The sequence below is a fragment of the Exiguobacterium sp. J17977 genome (genome assembly GCF_018616375.1).
Lineage (GTDB): Bacteria > Bacillota > Bacilli > Exiguobacteriales > Exiguobacteriaceae > Exiguobacterium > Exiguobacterium mexicanum.
The window spans coordinates 109,331-125,398 of record NZ_JAEQBB010000001.1 but is presented as its reverse complement, the minus strand read 5'-3'; the positions used below and the strand labels follow the sequence as shown (position 1 = coordinate 125,398).

The 16,068-nt window shown below is 52.8% G+C and carries 14 protein-coding genes; 3 read left to right on the top strand and 11 right to left on the bottom strand.

Going from position 1 to position 16,068, the window contains the following annotated elements; all coding sequences use genetic code 11:
* Window positions 1–10: 10 nt before the first annotated feature.
* The 3 genes from KNO58_RS00645 to KNO58_RS00635 are packed head-to-tail and all read right to left on the bottom strand — an operon-like array spanning window position 11 to window position 3,151.
* Window positions 11–835, bottom strand: coding sequence for a carbohydrate ABC transporter permease (locus KNO58_RS00645; protein WP_214751137.1), 825 nt, complete (start codon window positions 833–835; stop codon window positions 11–13).
* Between the two features lie 12 nt (window positions 836–847).
* Window positions 848–1,813, bottom strand: a complete 966-nt coding sequence (locus KNO58_RS00640) for a carbohydrate ABC transporter permease (protein ID WP_214751135.1) — start codon at window positions 1,811–1,813, stop codon at window positions 848–850.
* A 60-nt stretch (window positions 1,814–1,873) separates the two neighbouring features.
* The gene (locus tag KNO58_RS00635; RefSeq protein ID WP_214751133.1) at window positions 1,874–3,151 is read right to left on the bottom strand and encodes an ABC transporter substrate-binding protein; all 1,278 of its coding nucleotides are present in this window, start codon (window positions 3,149–3,151) and stop codon (window positions 1,874–1,876) included.
* A 230-nt stretch (window positions 3,152–3,381) separates the two neighbouring features.
* Between KNO58_RS00635 and KNO58_RS00630 the strand changes: the two genes are divergently transcribed.
* On the top strand, window positions 3,382–4,398 hold the full coding sequence (locus KNO58_RS00630; RefSeq protein ID WP_214751131.1) for a LacI family DNA-binding transcriptional regulator: 1,017 nt from the start codon (window positions 3,382–3,384) through the stop codon (window positions 4,396–4,398).
* Here the strand turns inward: KNO58_RS00630 and KNO58_RS00625 are convergent, their stop codons facing one another.
* Window positions 4,399–5,112: a DUF1189 domain-containing protein gene (locus tag KNO58_RS00625; RefSeq protein ID WP_214751129.1), complete on the bottom strand. Its 714-nt coding sequence runs from the start codon at window positions 5,110–5,112 to the stop codon at window positions 4,399–4,401.
* A gap of 171 nt (window positions 5,113–5,283) precedes the next feature.
* Between KNO58_RS00625 and KNO58_RS00620 the strand changes: the two genes are divergently transcribed.
* Both KNO58_RS00620 and KNO58_RS00615 read left to right on the top strand, forming a co-directional pair.
* Window positions 5,284–7,623 carry a glycoside hydrolase family 65 protein gene (locus KNO58_RS00620; RefSeq protein ID WP_214751872.1) on the top strand — a complete coding sequence of 780 codons (2,340 nt, stop codon included), beginning with the start codon at window positions 5,284–5,286 and terminating at the stop codon, window positions 7,621–7,623.
* Complete coding sequence (locus KNO58_RS00615; RefSeq protein WP_214751127.1) at window positions 7,620–8,897, top strand: glycoside hydrolase family 32 protein; 1,278 nt, start codon at window positions 7,620–7,622, stop codon at window positions 8,895–8,897. Before KNO58_RS00620 ends, KNO58_RS00615 begins: the two co-directional genes overlap by 4 nt.
* Before the next feature lie 35 nt (window positions 8,898–8,932).
* Here the strand turns inward: KNO58_RS00615 and KNO58_RS00610 are convergent, their stop codons facing one another.
* From KNO58_RS00610 to KNO58_RS00580, 7 genes are all read right to left on the bottom strand, one after another.
* The gene (locus KNO58_RS00610) at window positions 8,933–9,652 is read right to left on the bottom strand and encodes a glycerophosphodiester phosphodiesterase (protein WP_214751125.1); all 720 of its coding nucleotides are present in this window, start codon (window positions 9,650–9,652) and stop codon (window positions 8,933–8,935) included.
* Window positions 9,624–10,934, bottom strand: a complete 1,311-nt coding sequence (locus tag KNO58_RS00605) for an ABC transporter substrate-binding protein (RefSeq protein ID WP_214751123.1) — start codon at window positions 10,932–10,934, stop codon at window positions 9,624–9,626. The genes KNO58_RS00610 and KNO58_RS00605 overlap by 29 nt, the downstream gene beginning before the upstream one ends.
* 15 nt (window positions 10,935–10,949) lie before the next feature.
* A complete protein-coding gene (locus KNO58_RS00600; protein WP_214751122.1) occupies window positions 10,950–11,759 on the bottom strand; it encodes a carbohydrate ABC transporter permease in 810 nt (269 codons plus the stop codon).
* Window positions 11,756–12,661 (bottom strand): carbohydrate ABC transporter permease, encoded by a 906-nt coding sequence (locus tag KNO58_RS00595; RefSeq protein ID WP_214751120.1) that lies wholly within the window; start codon window positions 12,659–12,661, stop codon window positions 11,756–11,758. Before KNO58_RS00595 ends, KNO58_RS00600 begins: the two co-directional genes overlap by 4 nt.
* Window positions 12,658–13,749 carry an ABC transporter ATP-binding protein gene (locus KNO58_RS00590; protein WP_214751118.1) on the bottom strand — a complete coding sequence of 364 codons (1,092 nt, stop codon included), beginning with the start codon at window positions 13,747–13,749 and terminating at the stop codon, window positions 12,658–12,660. The genes KNO58_RS00595 and KNO58_RS00590 overlap by 4 nt, the downstream gene beginning before the upstream one ends.
* Window positions 13,746–14,333, bottom strand: a complete 588-nt coding sequence (locus KNO58_RS00585) for a glycerol-3-phosphate responsive antiterminator (RefSeq protein WP_376778137.1) — start codon at window positions 14,331–14,333, stop codon at window positions 13,746–13,748. The genes KNO58_RS00590 and KNO58_RS00585 overlap by 4 nt, the downstream gene beginning before the upstream one ends.
* Window positions 14,334–14,533: 200 nt before the next feature.
* Complete coding sequence (locus KNO58_RS00580; RefSeq protein ID WP_214751113.1) at window positions 14,534–16,021, bottom strand: cryptochrome/photolyase family protein; 1,488 nt, start codon at window positions 16,019–16,021, stop codon at window positions 14,534–14,536.
* Between the last annotated feature and the right edge of the window lie 47 nt (window positions 16,022–16,068).

Genomic DNA, 16,068 nt, shown 5'->3' with positions numbered 1-16,068 from the left:
GTCAATCTCCTTATTTGTCCCCACCGATTCGCAATCCTTGCATGAAGTACTTATTCAGCAAGATATACAAAATGATGATTGGAATGATACTGACAACCGAGGCCGCCATGATGTAGTTCCACTGTGTTGCGTTTTGACTTTGGAACGACTGCAGCCCGAGCGTCAGTGTGTATTTCTCAGGCGATGTGATGTAGAGGAGCGGTTTTAAGAACTCGTTCCAGAAGCCAAGGAATACGAAGACGGCTTGCGTCGCGACCGAGGCTTTCGCCATCGGGAAAACGATGCGCCAAAACGTCTGGAACCGGTTGAGCCCATCGACTTGTGCCGCTTCTTCGACTTCGCGTGGGAAGTTGATGAAGAACTGTCGCATCAAGAAGATGTACGCGAAGTTGATTGCCCCGGGAATAATCAAGGCGGAATACGTATCGAGAATCCCGAGCGAGCGCATAATCAAATAGTTCGGGATGAGCAAAATCTGTCCCGGTACCATCATGACGGCGAGAATCAAGAGGAATAAGTAGTTCCGTCCTGGGAACCGAAGCCGTGCGAGTGAATAACCCGCCATCGTGTTGAAGATGACGTTCACGATTGTCCCGACCGTCGCAATCAGAAACGAGTTCATGATCCAACGCGGGAACAACGGGTCTTTCGTAAAGATATGTTCAAAGTTGGCGAGCGTCGGGTTTTCCGGCCAAAGCGTCAGTCCCCCGGCCACAATCTCACTATACGGTTTGAACGAGGCGAGCACTGCCCATAGGAATGGATACAGTGTGACGAGCGCATAGGAGATGAGAATGACATACATCACGATACGCGGCCATGTTTTCTTTTTCATATCCATTCCTCCTTAATAGTTGGATTCTTCCTTGTTCAACTTACGGGCAAGCATCGACACCGCGAAGATGATGACCGTCAAGATGATGGCGAGCGCTGACGCATAACCCATCGTCCCAATCGTCTTGAACGCGTATTGATAGATGATGAGCGAGAAGGTGAGCGTCGCATTGTTCGGTCCCCCGGTCCCTCCGGAGATGATATACGCCTGATCGAACAGTTGGAAGCAACCGATAATTCCCATCAATAAGACGTAGTTTGTGACCGGCGTCAAGTTCGGCACCGTGATTTTCATCAATTTCTGCCACGCGTTCGCCCCATCGAGGGATGCCGCTTCATAGAGTGACGACGGAATGTCTTGCAGTCCCGCCAAATAGATGGTCATGAAGAACGGGACCGTCGACCAGATGTTCATGACCATGATGGTCGTGAGCGCAAAGTCGGTCTCGTTGATAAAGTTGACAGGTGCCTCAAGAAACCCAAGGCTGACGAGAACGTTGTTAATCGGACCGTTCAAACTGAATAAGAACATGAAAATCATCGTAAGCGCCGAACTCGATGTGAGTGTCGGTAAGAAGTAAATCGTCCGGAACGTGTTTTGGAACCGAATCCCAGAATTAAGGACGGCGGCCATCAACAGGGCGATCGCCGTTTGAATCGGGACGACGAACACTGCATATCGGAACGTATTTTTCAATGCGGTCCAGACCCGGTCGTCGTTCCACGCGTTGACATAGTTATCAAAGCCGACCCATTGAAAATCGATGCCGCCAAATAAATTGACGCGCGTAAACGACAAGAACAGCGAGTACGCAATCGGAAGTAACGTGAATGTCACTAAGATGATCAGCGTCGGCAACATGAACGTGATGCCCTGCATCGATTCACGACGGTTGCGCTCACTACCTTTTTTCTTTTTAGGCGGTGGTGCTTGCGATGCCGCATCCGTACGCCGATTGATTTCGAGCTGTGTGCCCATATGATCCTCCCTCTCCGAACACAACGAGGCTCGCGCGGTTACGCGAGCCCAATTGTTTCTTTATTGCAATTGCGTCTCGATATCTTTATTTGCTGTCTCTTCTGCTTTTTTCATCGCTTCTTCAAGCGTCATGTCGCCTTTTAACGCTGCCGGCAACAAGTTGTTGTACTCACGGGCAACGATTGAGAGGGAGTCCCCTTTTTGCCAAGGAGTCGCATACGCTCCAGCTGCAACAAACGGTGCTTTCAACTCATCGTCTTGAAGATTCAATTCTTCTGCAATTGATTTGAGTGAAGGCAAGACACCTGCTCCTTCAGACCAAATTTTCATGCCATCTTTTGATGTCGCGTAATCGATGAACTCCCAACCCGCAGCTTTTTCTTCCGAATCACTATTGAGTGAGTACGATACCGTGAACATCATTGAACCGCTATCGCCACCAATTGTCGGGACTTCTTTCGTTCCCATCTCGACATCCGGGAAGTTTTGCTGGATATGTGAAATCGCCCAGTTCCCTTCAATCATGATGGCGGCTTTTTCAGCTCCGAACGAGTCACCGGCCCAACCTTGACCAAGGTCGGCTGGTCGTTGAACAAGTTTGTCTTGGTAAGCATCCACAAGCGGTTGCAAGGCGGCGAGTTGATCTTGTTGCGACAAGACCGCTTTCCCGTCACCGTCCACGATATCCGTGCCACCTGACTGAAGTACGAACATATGACGCGCCAACTCAGATGATGTGATAGCTGGTGTCACACCTGATGGGAGCTCGCCCTGCAACTCTTTCAAGAAACCAGGAAGGTCTTCCATTTCTGTCGGAATGTCGTCCGCTGTGAATCCGGCATCCTCAATCATCTTCTTGTTATAATAGAGACCGAGCGTCGAGTAGTCTTTCGGTAGCCCGAACAACTGGTCTTCTGATTTGAACGCATTGATGGCCGGCTCATAAAAGTCGCCCAAATCTTTTTCGGTTTGCTCTACATATTGATCGATTGGCTCGAGTACCCCTTGCTTCGAAAGTTCAGGAGCGAGAAACGCATCGACGTAAAAGACATCTGGTGCTGTTCCACCGACAAGGTCAGTTTGAAGTTGTGTTTGATAGTCGTTATACACTTTCTTCTTCACTTTGATGCCCGTCTCGTCCGTGAAAGCCGCTAGCAATTCATCGAACGCTTTGACTTCAGCGTCTGTCCCTTTCCATGTCCCGACCGTGATTTCTTTTCCTTCGAGCTCAGACGGGTCTGAAGCGACTTGCGCTTCCTCCTCGCCGCCACACGCGGCAGTAAAGACAAGACCCGATAGCACGAAAACAGATAATGGCTTTGATACTTTTTTATTCATGTGTAATTTCCTCCTCATGGATGATCAAACCCGAATTAAAGTAAACGCTTTCAACTCACAACCTGATTTTATACCCGAAACGTTTCGGAAATCAAGTATTATTTTCAAACGGGTTAAAAACCCCTATTTTTAGAGGTTTACAGACCTTGCACTCTGCGTCTAGACTATAGATATCCAAATAAAATCCGAATATTAACCATAACGTTTTCATAGAGAAGGAGTCTACCACCATGGCCACTTTGAAAGATGTCTCCAAAGCGTCAGGCTTTTCCGTCACAACCGTGTCCCGCGCGTTGAACGGGTATGATGATGTAAATAAAGAGACGCGGGACAAGATTATGAACGTCGCGAAAGAGCTCGGTTACAGCCCGAACATCCTCGCCCGTAGCCTAGTCAAGAAGCAATCAAAGACAATCGGCTTTCTCGTCACCGACTTGAAACGAGAAAGTGTAAAGGATAATTTTCTGTTCGAGACGCTCTGTGGCGTATCGGATGAGCTGTCCACACTCGATTATGAGTTCGTCCTCCTCTCAACGACGACTTCTAAACAAAAAAATAAGACATACGGCCAGATGTGCGCCGAACGCCAGCTTGACGGTGTCGTCATTCAAGGCTTGAAACGCGATGACCCTTATTTGCTCGAAGCCATCGAGAGCACAGTCCCTTGCGTGTTAGTCGACATCCCCGTCGAAGGCGTGAACACCGGATACGTGACTTCAAATCAACTCGAAAGCGCCAAGCAGGCCGTTCGCTATTTGATTCGACTCGGACACCGTCACATCGCCTTCATGAACGGTGCTGCCCATGCGTATGTCTCGACGGTCCGATATGACGCTTATCGTCAAGTGCTTCAAGAAAACGGGATCGAGTTTCGTGATGATTACGTATTGAACGGTGATTTCGAAGAACTCGCCTCAAAAAGCGCGGCCTTGCCGTTTTTGTTGAATCATCCCGAGGTGACCGCGTTCTTCTGCGCTTCTGACGTGATGGCGCTCGGTGTCCTTCAGGCCACGCGCGAACTCGGCTTGAATGTGCCAGAGGATCTGTCGATTATCGGGTTCGATAACATTTTGTTGTCCCAATATGTGTCCCCGCCTCTCACTACTGTCGGACAACAGCCGTATGAGATGGGACGGAAGGCCGCTTCGATGGTCGTCCATATCGTCGAGGGACAAGACGTGCCGCACGAGGCGTTCGTCAATAATGAGCTGATTCTAAGAGAATCGGTCGCAAAAAATCGGCGATGATCATTCATCGCCGATTTTTCGTATCGTCATAAACGCAAAGATGCCGACGGTAGCCCAATATAGAACAGATAGCATCGGCACAGTGACCGGCAATAAAGCGATAACCGTTCGCACTAACAGCGGCGCCGTGATGCCATAAGCCGTAATCGTCCACGCCTCTTTATAGCGAATCGGCACGAAGCGACGGAATCCGAGTCCTGCGAGGGCAAGGAAAGAAATGACGACGAGATGAATCAACATGTCCACGACGATCGCCCCATAAATGTAGAGCGGATAGAACCATTTCAAATCCTCTAAAATCCGCACGACATCTCGTTCCGTCATTTCCGTCTCGCCTAAAAATCCAAGCAAGCTACTATATTCTTTCAACTCGGTCGAGACGCCACTACGTTTGAATACCCAACCCGAATCGTCTAGTAAGAGCGTCTGCAATGCGTCCGTTTCCCGCTCTTCCCCTACCATCACCGTCAAATCCAGTACTTCCATGTTAAACATAAATGGTTCTTCATAACGGATCCCTTGATCCGTGACTGTAAACGCCGGCAAATTCGTCGCAGCTTCGTTTGATTGGTTCACCCATTTCAAACCAAATACGAGTACATTCGCCATCAATACCGCGATGATGACATAAAAAATCGATTTCCAAATCGATTGCTTTCTCCATGCTTGTACCTTCTCGAATTGAAACCCCAGACTAGCAATCACCTGTTCCATGTCAAACCTCTTTTCTAAAACGTTTCTGACCCCATTTAATCACGTTTCTTGAGGTAAGGGAAGGAATCGAATGAAAATTGGTGTTGAATATCCGAAACGTTTCGGATAGAATGGGGTCGAATCAAGAAAGCGCTTTATTATACAGGAGGTTACAAAGTGACGAATACACTGATGAACTATACGACTGGTACTGGAGAGTTACAACATTGGCTCGTTGCAGAGGACGGGTTCCGTACAAATTGGCTTGGCAAAGGGGAGGCTGTGTTTTCACTCGGAAACGGCTACATGGGACTTCGTTCAGTCACAGAGGAGCACTATGCCAACGAGCAACGAAATTTATTTGTCGCGGGAACGTTCAATAAATTTGCTGATAACGAAGTGACCGAACTGCCGAACGCGGCGGATGTGTTATGGATGGAGTTCACATTGAATGGGGTCCGCTTTGATTTGACGCAAGGTGAGATTCTCGCCTACCGTCGCACGTTGAACGTAAAACAGGCCGAACTCGTTCGTGACGTCACTTGGCAGAGTCCAAACGGTGATGTCTATGACCTCACCTTCCGTCGCTTCGTATCGATGGACAATTTGCATGTCATCGCCCAACGTATCACCATCACACCAAAACAAGAGAGCGTGTTGACGATGACATCGGGGATTAATGGACAAATGACGAATAGTGGGGTCCAACACTTTTTAGAAGGCGACAAACGTCTCTATGACGGTCGATTCATGCAGCAACTACAGACGACGACAGAATCCGGCATCGACTTTGCCTTCCACAGCGTTCATCGTTTCACTCGTAACGTTCCGTTCGAGCCAAAATCGATTATTAAAATGGATCGTCGTCAAATCTATTTCGACTTCTCAGACATCGACGTCCCTGCAAATGAAACGTTGACGATTGAGAAATATTCGACCGTCTTTACTTCACGTGACAAAGATATCTCGGTCGAAACGACAGAAGAACTTGCCAACTTCGCATTGAACGCGACACGTGACGTCGAAGCACAAGGCTACGATCGTTTATTCAATGACCATGTCAATGCTTGGGACGAACTCGTCTGGTCGCACGCACCCATTACGATTGAATCGGAAGAAATGTTCGATCAGTTGGCGATCCGCTTCGCTCAGTACCATTTAGCTGTCATGACACCGAAACATGATCACCGGATGAATGTCGCGGCGAAAGGATTGTCCGGTGAAGGCTATAAAGGTCATACGTTCTGGGACACTGAAATCTTCATCTTGCCTTACTATACGTACACGAACCCGAAAATCGCGCGCAGTCTGCTCGAATATCGCTATCTATCATTGCCGGGAGCGCACCGTAAAGCGAAAGAGAATGGATACGAAGGGGCAATGTTCCCATGGGAATCGGCATGGCTCGACGATGGTGAAGTGACACCGGTCTGGGGTGCCGCCGATATCGTGACAGGTGAAGCGACGAAGATTTGGTCAGGTTTCATCGAGCAACATATCACGTCCGACATCGCCTTCGCGGCTTGGCAATATTATCATGTCACCGGTGACCAAGATTTCATGGACAGTTACGGCTATGAACTGCTCATCGATACGGCCAAGTTCTGGGCGAGCCGGCTCGAGTGGAATGAAGCTGAAGGGCGCTATGACATCAATCAAGTCGTCGGTCCTGACGAGTATAAGGAACATGTCGACAACAACGCTTTCACGAACTACACGGCGCACTGGAACATCCAAACAGCAATTCAGTATGTGGAACTGCTCCGTCAAGAGAAGCCGGAACTGTTCGAACAGTTGAACGAAAAACTAGATCTCGAGACAGCCGAGGAACGATTCCGCCACGTCCTCGATTTGATTTACTTGCCGCAAGTCCGTGAAGACGGGGTCTTGCCACAAGATGACACGTATTTGCAAAAAGAGATCATCGATTTAACGAAATACAAAAACCAAGAAAACGTCGGTTCGATGTTTTATGACTACAACCTCGAACAAGTGAACGAGATTCAAGTATCGAAACAAGCAGACGTCATGATTTTGATGTATTTGCTCGAAGACTTGTTCTCGGCAGACGTCAAACGTGCCAACTGGGAGTACTATGAGCCGAAGACGCTACATGACTCGTCGCTCTCTCTGTCGACACATAGCGTCCTTGCTTCAGACCTCGGTGACCAGGAGCTTGCCTACGACTTATTCCGTCGCGCGTCTGAAATCGATCTCGGACCGAACATGAAGACATCTGACGCAGGAATCCATGCGGCATCGCTCGGTGGGATTTGGCAAGCGGTCGTCAACGGATTCGGCGGTGTCCGGATGACAGGTGGAAACTTACGCATCTCGCCAATGCTCCCGCAAGCGTGGAACGCCCTGACGTACTCGATTGATTGGAAAGGTGAGACACTCGACGTTCACGCGTCTCAAGATCAAGTCACGATCACGCGTCGCACGCCTTCGACCGAACCGCTCGTCATCGAAGTGTATGGAGAGACACGAGAAATCACAGATACGTTCACAAGCGAAGTGTTGTCCGTATGAGCTATCGTCCCCGTTACCATTTCGCTCCGCCCTTCGGTTGGATGAACGACCCGAACGGACTCTGTCAGTTCAACGGTGTCTATCATTTGTTTTATCAATATCATCCATTCGGTGTGGAGTGGGACGATATGCACTGGGGACACGCCACATCGACCGACCTCCTTCATTGGGAACATAAGCCGATTGCACTGCGGCCAGATCATGACTATGATCGTGATGGCGTCTTCTCTGGAAGCGCCTTGGTGAAAGACGACGTCATTCACCTCTACTACACTGGTAATACGTGGCTCGACGAGAAGCGGGAGGCGCTGCATCAAGTCCAGTGCCTCGCCACGTCCGTCGACGGCGTGACGTTTGAAAAGGCTGCGCAGAATCCGCTCATTTCTGAAATACCACAACGTGGAAACGCTCACGTACGGGACCCGAAAGTATGGGAGGCAGACGGTCGTTTCTATATGGTACTCGGCACGCGTGACGCGACGGACGGGAAAGTCGTCTTGTACGACTCTGATGACGCTATCCATTGGTCCGAGCGCGGCGTCATTGCCGGCGAAACCGGACGCCACGGTTGGATGTGGGAATGCCCCGACCTCTTCTCGCTTGACGGTCAAGACGTCCTGCTCCTATCCCCCCAAGGTATGGAGCCCGACGGTGACCGGTATCACAATTTGCATCAATGCGGCTATTTCGTCGGCACGCTCGATCTCGAACTCCCGCGTTTCACGCATGGTCCGTTCACCGAGCTCGATTATGGCCATGACTTTTACGCGGCTCAAACATTTCTCGACGAGCGCGGCCGTCGGATTTTAATCGGATGGAACGCGATGTGGGAACGCGAGTGGCCGGAACAAGCCGAGGGATGGACGAACCAGATGACGATTCCTCGTGAACTGTCACTTCGCGACGGTCATCTATATATGACACCGATTGAAGAGATGATTTCGCTTCGACAACAAAGTCACGTGTTGGCTGGTCCGAAGTTTGAAGGCGATGCGTTCGAGTTGTCGTTTGCGACGCATGGCGATTTTCAATTCGACTGTTTCGGGAAAGCCGCTACTTTCTCGAAGACAGGCGATTGGCTCGAATTGACACGAGGCAGAGATGTTCGTCGGCTACAGGCAACGGGCACGACGTTCCGAATCTTCGTCGATGCGTCTTCCATGGAAGTATTCGTGAACGATGGGGAGTTCGTCTTCTCGAGCCGGGTCTATCCGACGTCTTCACGCACCCATCAACTACATGGCGACCTATCGGCAACCTTACACCGCTTTTAATCAATAACACCCGAGACTAGTGTCTCGGGTGTTATTTAGTGATGCGACTTCGATTGGAACCGCTCAACCTCGTCCGTCATGATGGCGTCGACACCGGTCATGTCCGGCAGCTCGCTCGGGTCGTTGATTGTGTAGAGGCGTAGCAGGCGATTCTGTTCGCGTAGCGTCGCCGCATCTTTCGTCCCGACGAACTCGGGCTGGGCGTGGACCGCCTCGGCCCCAATTCGCTCGACAAGGTCGATTAATCCCGGATGACCATCCCCGGTCAAGGCGGCGATTCTCGCGTCACGGGCGACGTCCCGCAACCGGACGAGTGTGTCCGGGTTGAACGACGAGAAGACGACACGCTCTTCTAACTTGAACTCGGTGACGGCGAGCCATGTCAAATACTCGATGCCCTCGTAATCAAATCGATCCGTCTTCAGCTCGATGTTGAGCGTGACGTCGGACGGTTCAATCAAGACGAGCACTTCCTCGAGCGTCGGAATCCGTTCCCCGCTCTCCGTCCGGAGCAAGCGGAGCTGTCGAAGCGTCATATCTTTGACGAAGCCGTTCCCGTTCGTCGTCCGGTCGACCGTCTCGTCATGGATGACGACGAGACGTCCGTCGCGCGTCAACTGGACATCGAGCTCGATGCCGTCGACGTGAGGCAACGCCGCCTTGAACGCGCTTAATGTGTTCTCCGGATATTTGGCGCTATAGCCGCGATGTGCGTAAATCAACATATCATTGCCCCAAGGTGGAAGTTGTCTCATCGGCCGCACTCTTCAACGCCTCTTCGACCGATACGCCTTGGTATAGGCTCTCCATGGCGTTGACGACGCTTTGACGTGACTGCGGGAACGTCGAGATGAGTGCGCCTTGTGTCGCTGGTGAGGCCTTCGTCTCGCTCAATTGATCGACCGTCACTTTCAGCTGCGGATACTCGGCCCACATCTCTTTGACGACCGGCTCGTCATACGCGTCCGGGTTGATGGCGAAGTAGCCCGTCTCGACGTGCCATTTGGCCTGCGCTTCTTTCGACGCCGCATACTTCATGAACTCCCATGCGCCCTGCTTCGTCTCGTCGGCGATGCCGTCACCCATCCAGAGCGAGGCTCCGCCGATGATGACACCTTCCCGATCGGCTTCGTTCGGGACCGGCAAGTATGACGCCCCGACCTCGAAGTCGGTGTTGTCCGCGACGGTCCGAATGCCGGCCGACGAGTCGAGATACATGGCGACTTTCCCTGATTGGAAAGCGGCACGCATGTCGTCCCAGTTTTGACCGACGTTTAGGAACGTCTTCTCGTCATACATCTCTTTAATCAAGTTGAAGGCGTTCTGCCCTTCTTCCCCATCAAAGACAGCTTTCGTAGGTGCCCCGCTACGGCCGTTGTCGTTGTCGACATAGAGCCCGCCTTGCGCGGCGACGAGTTGCTCGAAGAACCAACCGTAGTTGAGCATCGTGAAGCCGGTCTGGCCATCGGTCGTCAGCGCCTTCGCCGCTTGTTTCAACTCGTCATACGTGCGCGGCGCCTTCTCCGGGTCGAGCCCTGCTTTCTCGAACGCGTCTTTGTTGTAGATGAGCACCGGTGTCGACGAGTTGAACGGCATCGAGTACTGCTTGCCGTCGACTTGGTAATAACTCAAGATATTCTCTTCCCAGACGCTCGTGTCAAAGTCTTCTTTATCGATGAACTCTTGGACCGGCGTGATTTTGTTCGAGTCGATCATATACTTCGTGCCGACCTCGAACGTCTGCATGATGGCCGGTGCGTCTGGTGAGCCGGCGACGGCGTTGAACTTCGTGAGCGCCTCTTCATACGTGCCTTGGAACACCGGTTTCACTTCATATTCCTCTTGCGACTCGTTGAAGGCGTCGACTTGGTTGTTGAGTGCGGTCTCTAAGTCCCCGCTCATCGCGTGCCAGAACACGACTTCTGTCTTCCCGTCCGTCGTCGTGGTCGCCGCGGCCTCTTCCGCTTCTTGACTGCCACATGCCCCGAGTAATAATACCGAACTGGCCAACCCTGCGAGTAATGCTTTCTTTTTCATGAACGTTTCCCCCTATTATTTGATGGCGCCTTGCGTCAAGCCTTCCTGTAACTGCTTTTGTCCTGCGAATAACAGCATCAGTGTCGGGATGATGATCAGGATGACCGCCGCCATGACGACGCCCCAATCCGAGGCGACCTCGTTCGACTGCATCTGCTTAATCCCAATTTGCACCGTGCGCGCCTGCTCCGTGTTTGTCACGAGGAGCGGCCATAAGTACATGTTCCATGTCGTCAAAAAGCTATATACCGACAGCGTGACGAGCGGCGTCTTCGAGACCGGCAAGACGACGTTCCAAAAGAAGCGGAAGCGGCTGATGCCGGCGATTTGTGACGCCTCGTACATCTCGTACGGAATCGTCTTGAACTGTTGCCGGAGCAAGAACGTCCCGAACGCGAGCGCGAAGAACGGCACCGACAGCCCCCACACCGAGTTGAGCCACCCGAGCGACTGAATCGTCAAGAAGTTCGGTACCATCGTCGCTTCCCACGGCACCATCATCGTCGCGAGGAAGAGCATGAAGATGAGCCCTTTCCCTTTGAAGTCGATGAAGACGAACGCGAAGGCGGCTAGGCTCGACAAGACGACCTGGCCGACCATCACAAGGAGCGCGACGACGAGGCTGTTCCATAAGTACGTCATGAGCGGGATGCGCTCGAACGCGGCAATATAGTTGTCGAACGTGACGTCACGCGGGATGAGGTTTCCTTTTAACACCTCACTCCCGTCCATCAGACTGATCGAGAACGCGTAGGCAATCGGGAACAGCATGACGACGGCGCTCAAGACGAGGAGCGTATACGTGACTACTTTCCGTAGCGTCATTGGTAATGCACCTTCCTTTCGACGAGCTTGAACTGGAGCCACGTCAATGCCAGCACCGCGAGGAACAAGAGCACGGCCTGCGCACTCGCTCCGCCAACGTTATAGTTGATGAACGCATCTTTGTAAATGGCGTAGACGATGACGTTCGTCGAGTTCGTCGGCCCGCCTTTCGTGAGCAAATCAATCTGTCCGAACGTCTGGAACGCGTTGATGAGCGAGATGATGCCGACGAAGAACAGCGTCGGGGACAGCATCGGGATGGTGATTGCTCGGAGTTGGGTCCAATACCCCGTCCCGGCGATGTCCGCACTCTCGTAAAGCGTCCGGTCGATGTTTTGCAGGCCGCCGAGGAGAATCAAGAACGTGAAGCCGATGTTCATCCAGACGGTCGCGAGCGACACGGATAAGAGCGCGTACTGCGGGTCGAGGAGCCACTGCACCCCGCTCGCCCCGACCGCTTCCAAGAAACGGTTGAAGATGCCGATCGACGGGTTGTACATGAACATCCAGATGACGGATGAGGCTGCGACGCTCATCCCCATCGTCGCCGAGAATGCCGTCCGGAAGATGCCGATGCCGCGTAACTTCTCGTTGGCGAGCAGCGCGAGTCCGAGCGCGATGACGATTGTGAGTGGTACGGTCAACAGGACGAAGCCGATCGTCGCCTGAATGCTCTGCCAAAACGAGGCGCTCGTGAACAGCTTGGCGTAATGCTCGCCCCCCACATAACTGAGCGGCGTCCCTTGCGTGTCCGTCTGAAAGAAGCTCAAGTAAATCGTCCGGAACAGCGGATAGACGAGAAAAATCCCGAACAGCGCGATCGACGGGGATAAGTAGAGTAGCCCACTTGCCGCGTCCGACAATCGTGCCCGGACGCGCTGTCTCGGTAAGGCGACCGTCATTGGAACACCTCCAACGCCTCGAACAGTTTCGGTTGGCGCGGTTCGATACGATTGCCGTTCGTATCAAACAAAGATATCTGTTTCGGATCGACGTGACAGGCGATCTTCTCCCCGATCGACAGCGGCCATTGTCCCGGCCATTTGGCGAGCCATTCGACGCCACCCATATCGAAGGCGAGAATCGTCTCCGTACCGAGCACCTCGATATTCTTCAGTTCGGCATAGAACGTGACGTCCTCTTTTGCCGGCGTAATCTGTTCCGGGCGGATGCCGAGCGTCGCCGTATCTTCTCGCGTCAGCGTGTTCGGATGGAACAAACGTCCGTCCGAGGCAGTCCAACCGTTGTCCGTCCGTTGTACCGGCGTGAGATTCATCGGCGGTGACCCGATGAACGAGGCGACGAACGTATTCGCCGGCTTATTGTACAAATCGAGCGGTTGACCGACTTGTTGGACCTCGCCATCGTTCAACAGCATCATCCGGTCGGCCATCGTCATCGCCTCGACTTGGTCGTGGGTGACGTAAATCATCGTCAGCTTGAGCTTGCGTTGCAGCTGCCGAATCTCGGAGCGCATCTTGGCCCGAAGTTTCGCGTCCAAGTTCGAGAGCGGCTCGTCCATGAGGCAGATCGGTGACTCGGTGACGATGGCCCTCGCTAAGGCAACCCGTTGCCGCTGTCCGCCTGAGAGCTCGCGTGGCTTCCGCTTCAAATAGTCGGTCAGTCCTAGCGTCTCGGCCGCTGCTAGGCACCGTTCGCGCTGTTCGAGCTTCGTCAGTCCTTTCGTATGTAACCCGAATGTAATGTTCTTCTCGACGGTCATATGCGGATAGAGCGCATAGTTTTGGAACACCATCGACAGTTGACGTTCGCTCGGTTTCAAGTCGTTCGCGGCGACGCCATCGATGCGGAGCGTCCCGCTCGTGATCGACTCGAGCCCGGCAATCATTCGGAGCATCGTGCTCTTCCCGCAACCCGACGGTCCGACGAGGGCGAAGAATTCACCGGCCTCAATCGTCACGTCGATGCCACGAATCACCTCGGTGTCGTCATATGATTTTTTGATATTCTGCAGTTGAATTGATTTCATATGATATCCTCCTTCATTCCTTGCGCCGCCCATAATTGCTCGTCCCCAGTCGAGACGGCGAACGCTCCGTGGGACAAAGCTTCATGCACGTGAATCGGTTTTCGGATCATCCCACCCGTCACAATCGGTAGCGAGACGTGTTCCGCGACGTGCTCGATGACACTCGGAATGAGACCCGGCATCAGTTCGAGCGCGTCCGGCTGTTGGTCACGCGCCATCTTAATGCCTGAGGTGATGGCGTCCGAGTCGACGAGGAATAGGCGTTGCACCGTCATCAGGCCGGCCCGTTTGGCGTGTTGGATGACAGACGCCTTCGTCGTCACAATCCCGTCGGCACCGACCCGTTTCGCCAAATAGTCGATGCCGTCCCGGTCGAGACTGATGCCGTTGATACGTTCAGCGTGCAGGAACACGGTCCGATTCTCACGCTTCAAATGCGCGACATAGCGGTCGAGCGTACTGAGCGTCCCCATCATGAGGAACGTCGTCGTCACGTCCGACTGCAGGAACTTCTCGAGTTGTTTCGGTGATTTGATGGAGGCAATCATCTTCTCTTGTCCGATTGTGCGAAGTGTTTCATTCACTTGAATCATCCTTCCCTAGAAAAAAGGACCAACAGAAACAGGACGTCATCGACGTACGGGCTTCTGTTGGTCTCTCGAATGTTCTACCGGTTGCTATTCACTTGGCATGAGGGGTCTCACAAGTCATATCGTACCGGATGAATGTAAAGCGGCCGTGAAGCAGATGCAAAAGTTTGTGAAGACGACGTAAAAAAACCGACTCATAAGGAGTCGGTTTCGTCGAGCGTCTGTCTCGCCTTCGCCAAAATATCGGCTTTGACCTCATCATCGCGGCCTTGCCAGTTGCGAACCATCATCTTCATGCGTTGATTCTTCGCGAACCGTTCCTCGTGCTTGTCGATGAAGTTCCAATAGAGCGCGTTGAACGGACAAGCATCCTCTTCGGTCGTATGTTTCGGATTATACTTGCAGCTTTTACAGTAATCGCTCATCTTGTCGATATACTTCCCCGAGGCGATATACGGTTTCGTCGCGAGCTTGCCGCCGTCGGCATGGAGCGCCATCCCGAGCACGTTCGGCAAGACGACCCAGTCGTAGGCGTCGATATACATCTCGTTGAACCAGTCGCTCGTCTGTTGCGGCGACACCTCGAACAGCGTCGCGAAGTTGCCGAGCACCATGAGCCGTTGGATGTGATGATTGTGCGCCCGCTCGATGACCGGCTTCACGCTCTGATGGACGCAATACATGTCCGTCTCGGCGTCCCAGAAATAACCCGGCAAATCGCGTTCATGTTTGAACGTGTTGACCGATTCATAGCCCGGCATCGATGCCACATAGACGGCGCGCATATATTCGCGCCAGCCGAGGAGTTGACGGACGAATCCTTCGACCGAGGCGAGTGGCGCGTCCGAAGCCACCGCCGCCCGGACGACCTCGTCCGGTGTCAACAGCCCGATGTTGATGGCCGCGGACAACAGGCTATGCGACATCTCTTGATTGTCCGACAGCATCGCGTCCTGATAAGGACCGAACGTCTCGAGCCGCTCTTCGACGAAACGAGCGAGCGTCCGGCGTGCCTCGCTACGTGTCACCGGCCAGACGAACGGGGTGATTTCTCCCGGATGGTCCTTAAAGCCGGTCTCGACTTTTTGGATGACGTCTTTCGTGATGGCGTCCGGCCGGAAATGAATCGGTGCCGGGAACGTCAGCCCGTCTTTCGGCGGCTGACGGTTGTCCGCATCGAACGACCATTTCCCACCGCGCGGCTTCCCGTCTTCAAGCAACACGTCGAACCGTTTCCGCATCTGACGATAGAAACGATCCATCCGCCACGGCGCGTTGCCGATTGTGTCGACCGCTTCCTTCTTCGTTAAATAGAAGAGCGGCACGTCCGAATGTTCGACGAGCTTGTGGCTCTGACCAAACTGTTGCAACTTTTTCTCCATCGCGGCGTCGGTGACGGCCGTGTAATGAATCTCTTCTGGTTCATATCGTGTGAAGTGGTCGTCCCATGCATCCTGGAACGAGTCGGCCTCATGATAGTCGACCGTGTAGCCCTTTTCTCGCAGTTCCTCAGCGAAGTGGCGCATCGCCGAGAAAATGAGGATGAGCTTCTGTTTATGATACGGCCGCCACGTCGCCCGTGACGTCGCCTCAATCATGACGATGACGTCATCGCTCTCGACGTGATCGAATAGCTCGAGCTCATGCGACAGCTGATTGCCGAAAATCCAAAAAGAACGCATCGATTCAACTCTCCTCCCAAAATGGTTATGCTACACTCAATCTACAT

Coding starts and splice junctions, on each gene's coding strand:
- KNO58_RS00580 (WP_214751113.1), bottom strand. CDS start 16,021: ATGCGTTCTTTTTGGATTTTCGGCAATCAGCTGTCGCATGAGCTCGAG.
- KNO58_RS00645 (WP_214751137.1), bottom strand. CDS start 835: ATGAAAAAGAAAACATGGCCGCGTATCGTGATGTATGTCATTCTCATC.
- KNO58_RS00595 (WP_214751120.1), bottom strand. CDS start 12,661: ATGACGGTCGCCTTACCGAGACAGCGCGTCCGGGCACGATTGTCGGAC.
- KNO58_RS00635 (WP_214751133.1), bottom strand. CDS start 3,151: ATGAATAAAAAAGTATCAAAGCCATTATCTGTTTTCGTGCTATCGGGT.
- KNO58_RS00640 (WP_214751135.1), bottom strand. CDS start 1,813: ATGGGCACACAGCTCGAAATCAATCGGCGTACGGATGCGGCATCGCAA.
- KNO58_RS00600 (WP_214751122.1), bottom strand. CDS start 11,759: ATGACGCTACGGAAAGTAGTCACGTATACGCTCCTCGTCTTGAGCGCC.
- KNO58_RS00605 (WP_214751123.1), bottom strand. CDS start 10,934: ATGAAAAAGAAAGCATTACTCGCAGGGTTGGCCAGTTCGGTATTATTA.
- KNO58_RS00630 (WP_214751131.1), top strand. CDS start 3,382: ATGGCCACTTTGAAAGATGTCTCCAAAGCGTCAGGCTTTTCCGTCACA.
- KNO58_RS00610 (WP_214751125.1), bottom strand. CDS start 9,652: ATGAGACAACTTCCACCTTGGGGCAATGATATGTTGATTTACGCACAT.
- KNO58_RS00620 (WP_214751872.1), top strand. CDS start 5,284: ATGAACTATACGACTGGTACTGGAGAGTTACAACATTGGCTCGTTGCA.
- KNO58_RS00625 (WP_214751129.1), bottom strand. CDS start 5,112: ATGGAACAGGTGATTGCTAGTCTGGGGTTTCAATTCGAGAAGGTACAA.
- KNO58_RS00615 (WP_214751127.1), top strand. CDS start 7,620: ATGAGCTATCGTCCCCGTTACCATTTCGCTCCGCCCTTCGGTTGGATG.
- KNO58_RS00590 (WP_214751118.1), bottom strand. CDS start 13,749: ATGAAATCAATTCAACTGCAGAATATCAAAAAATCATATGACGACACC.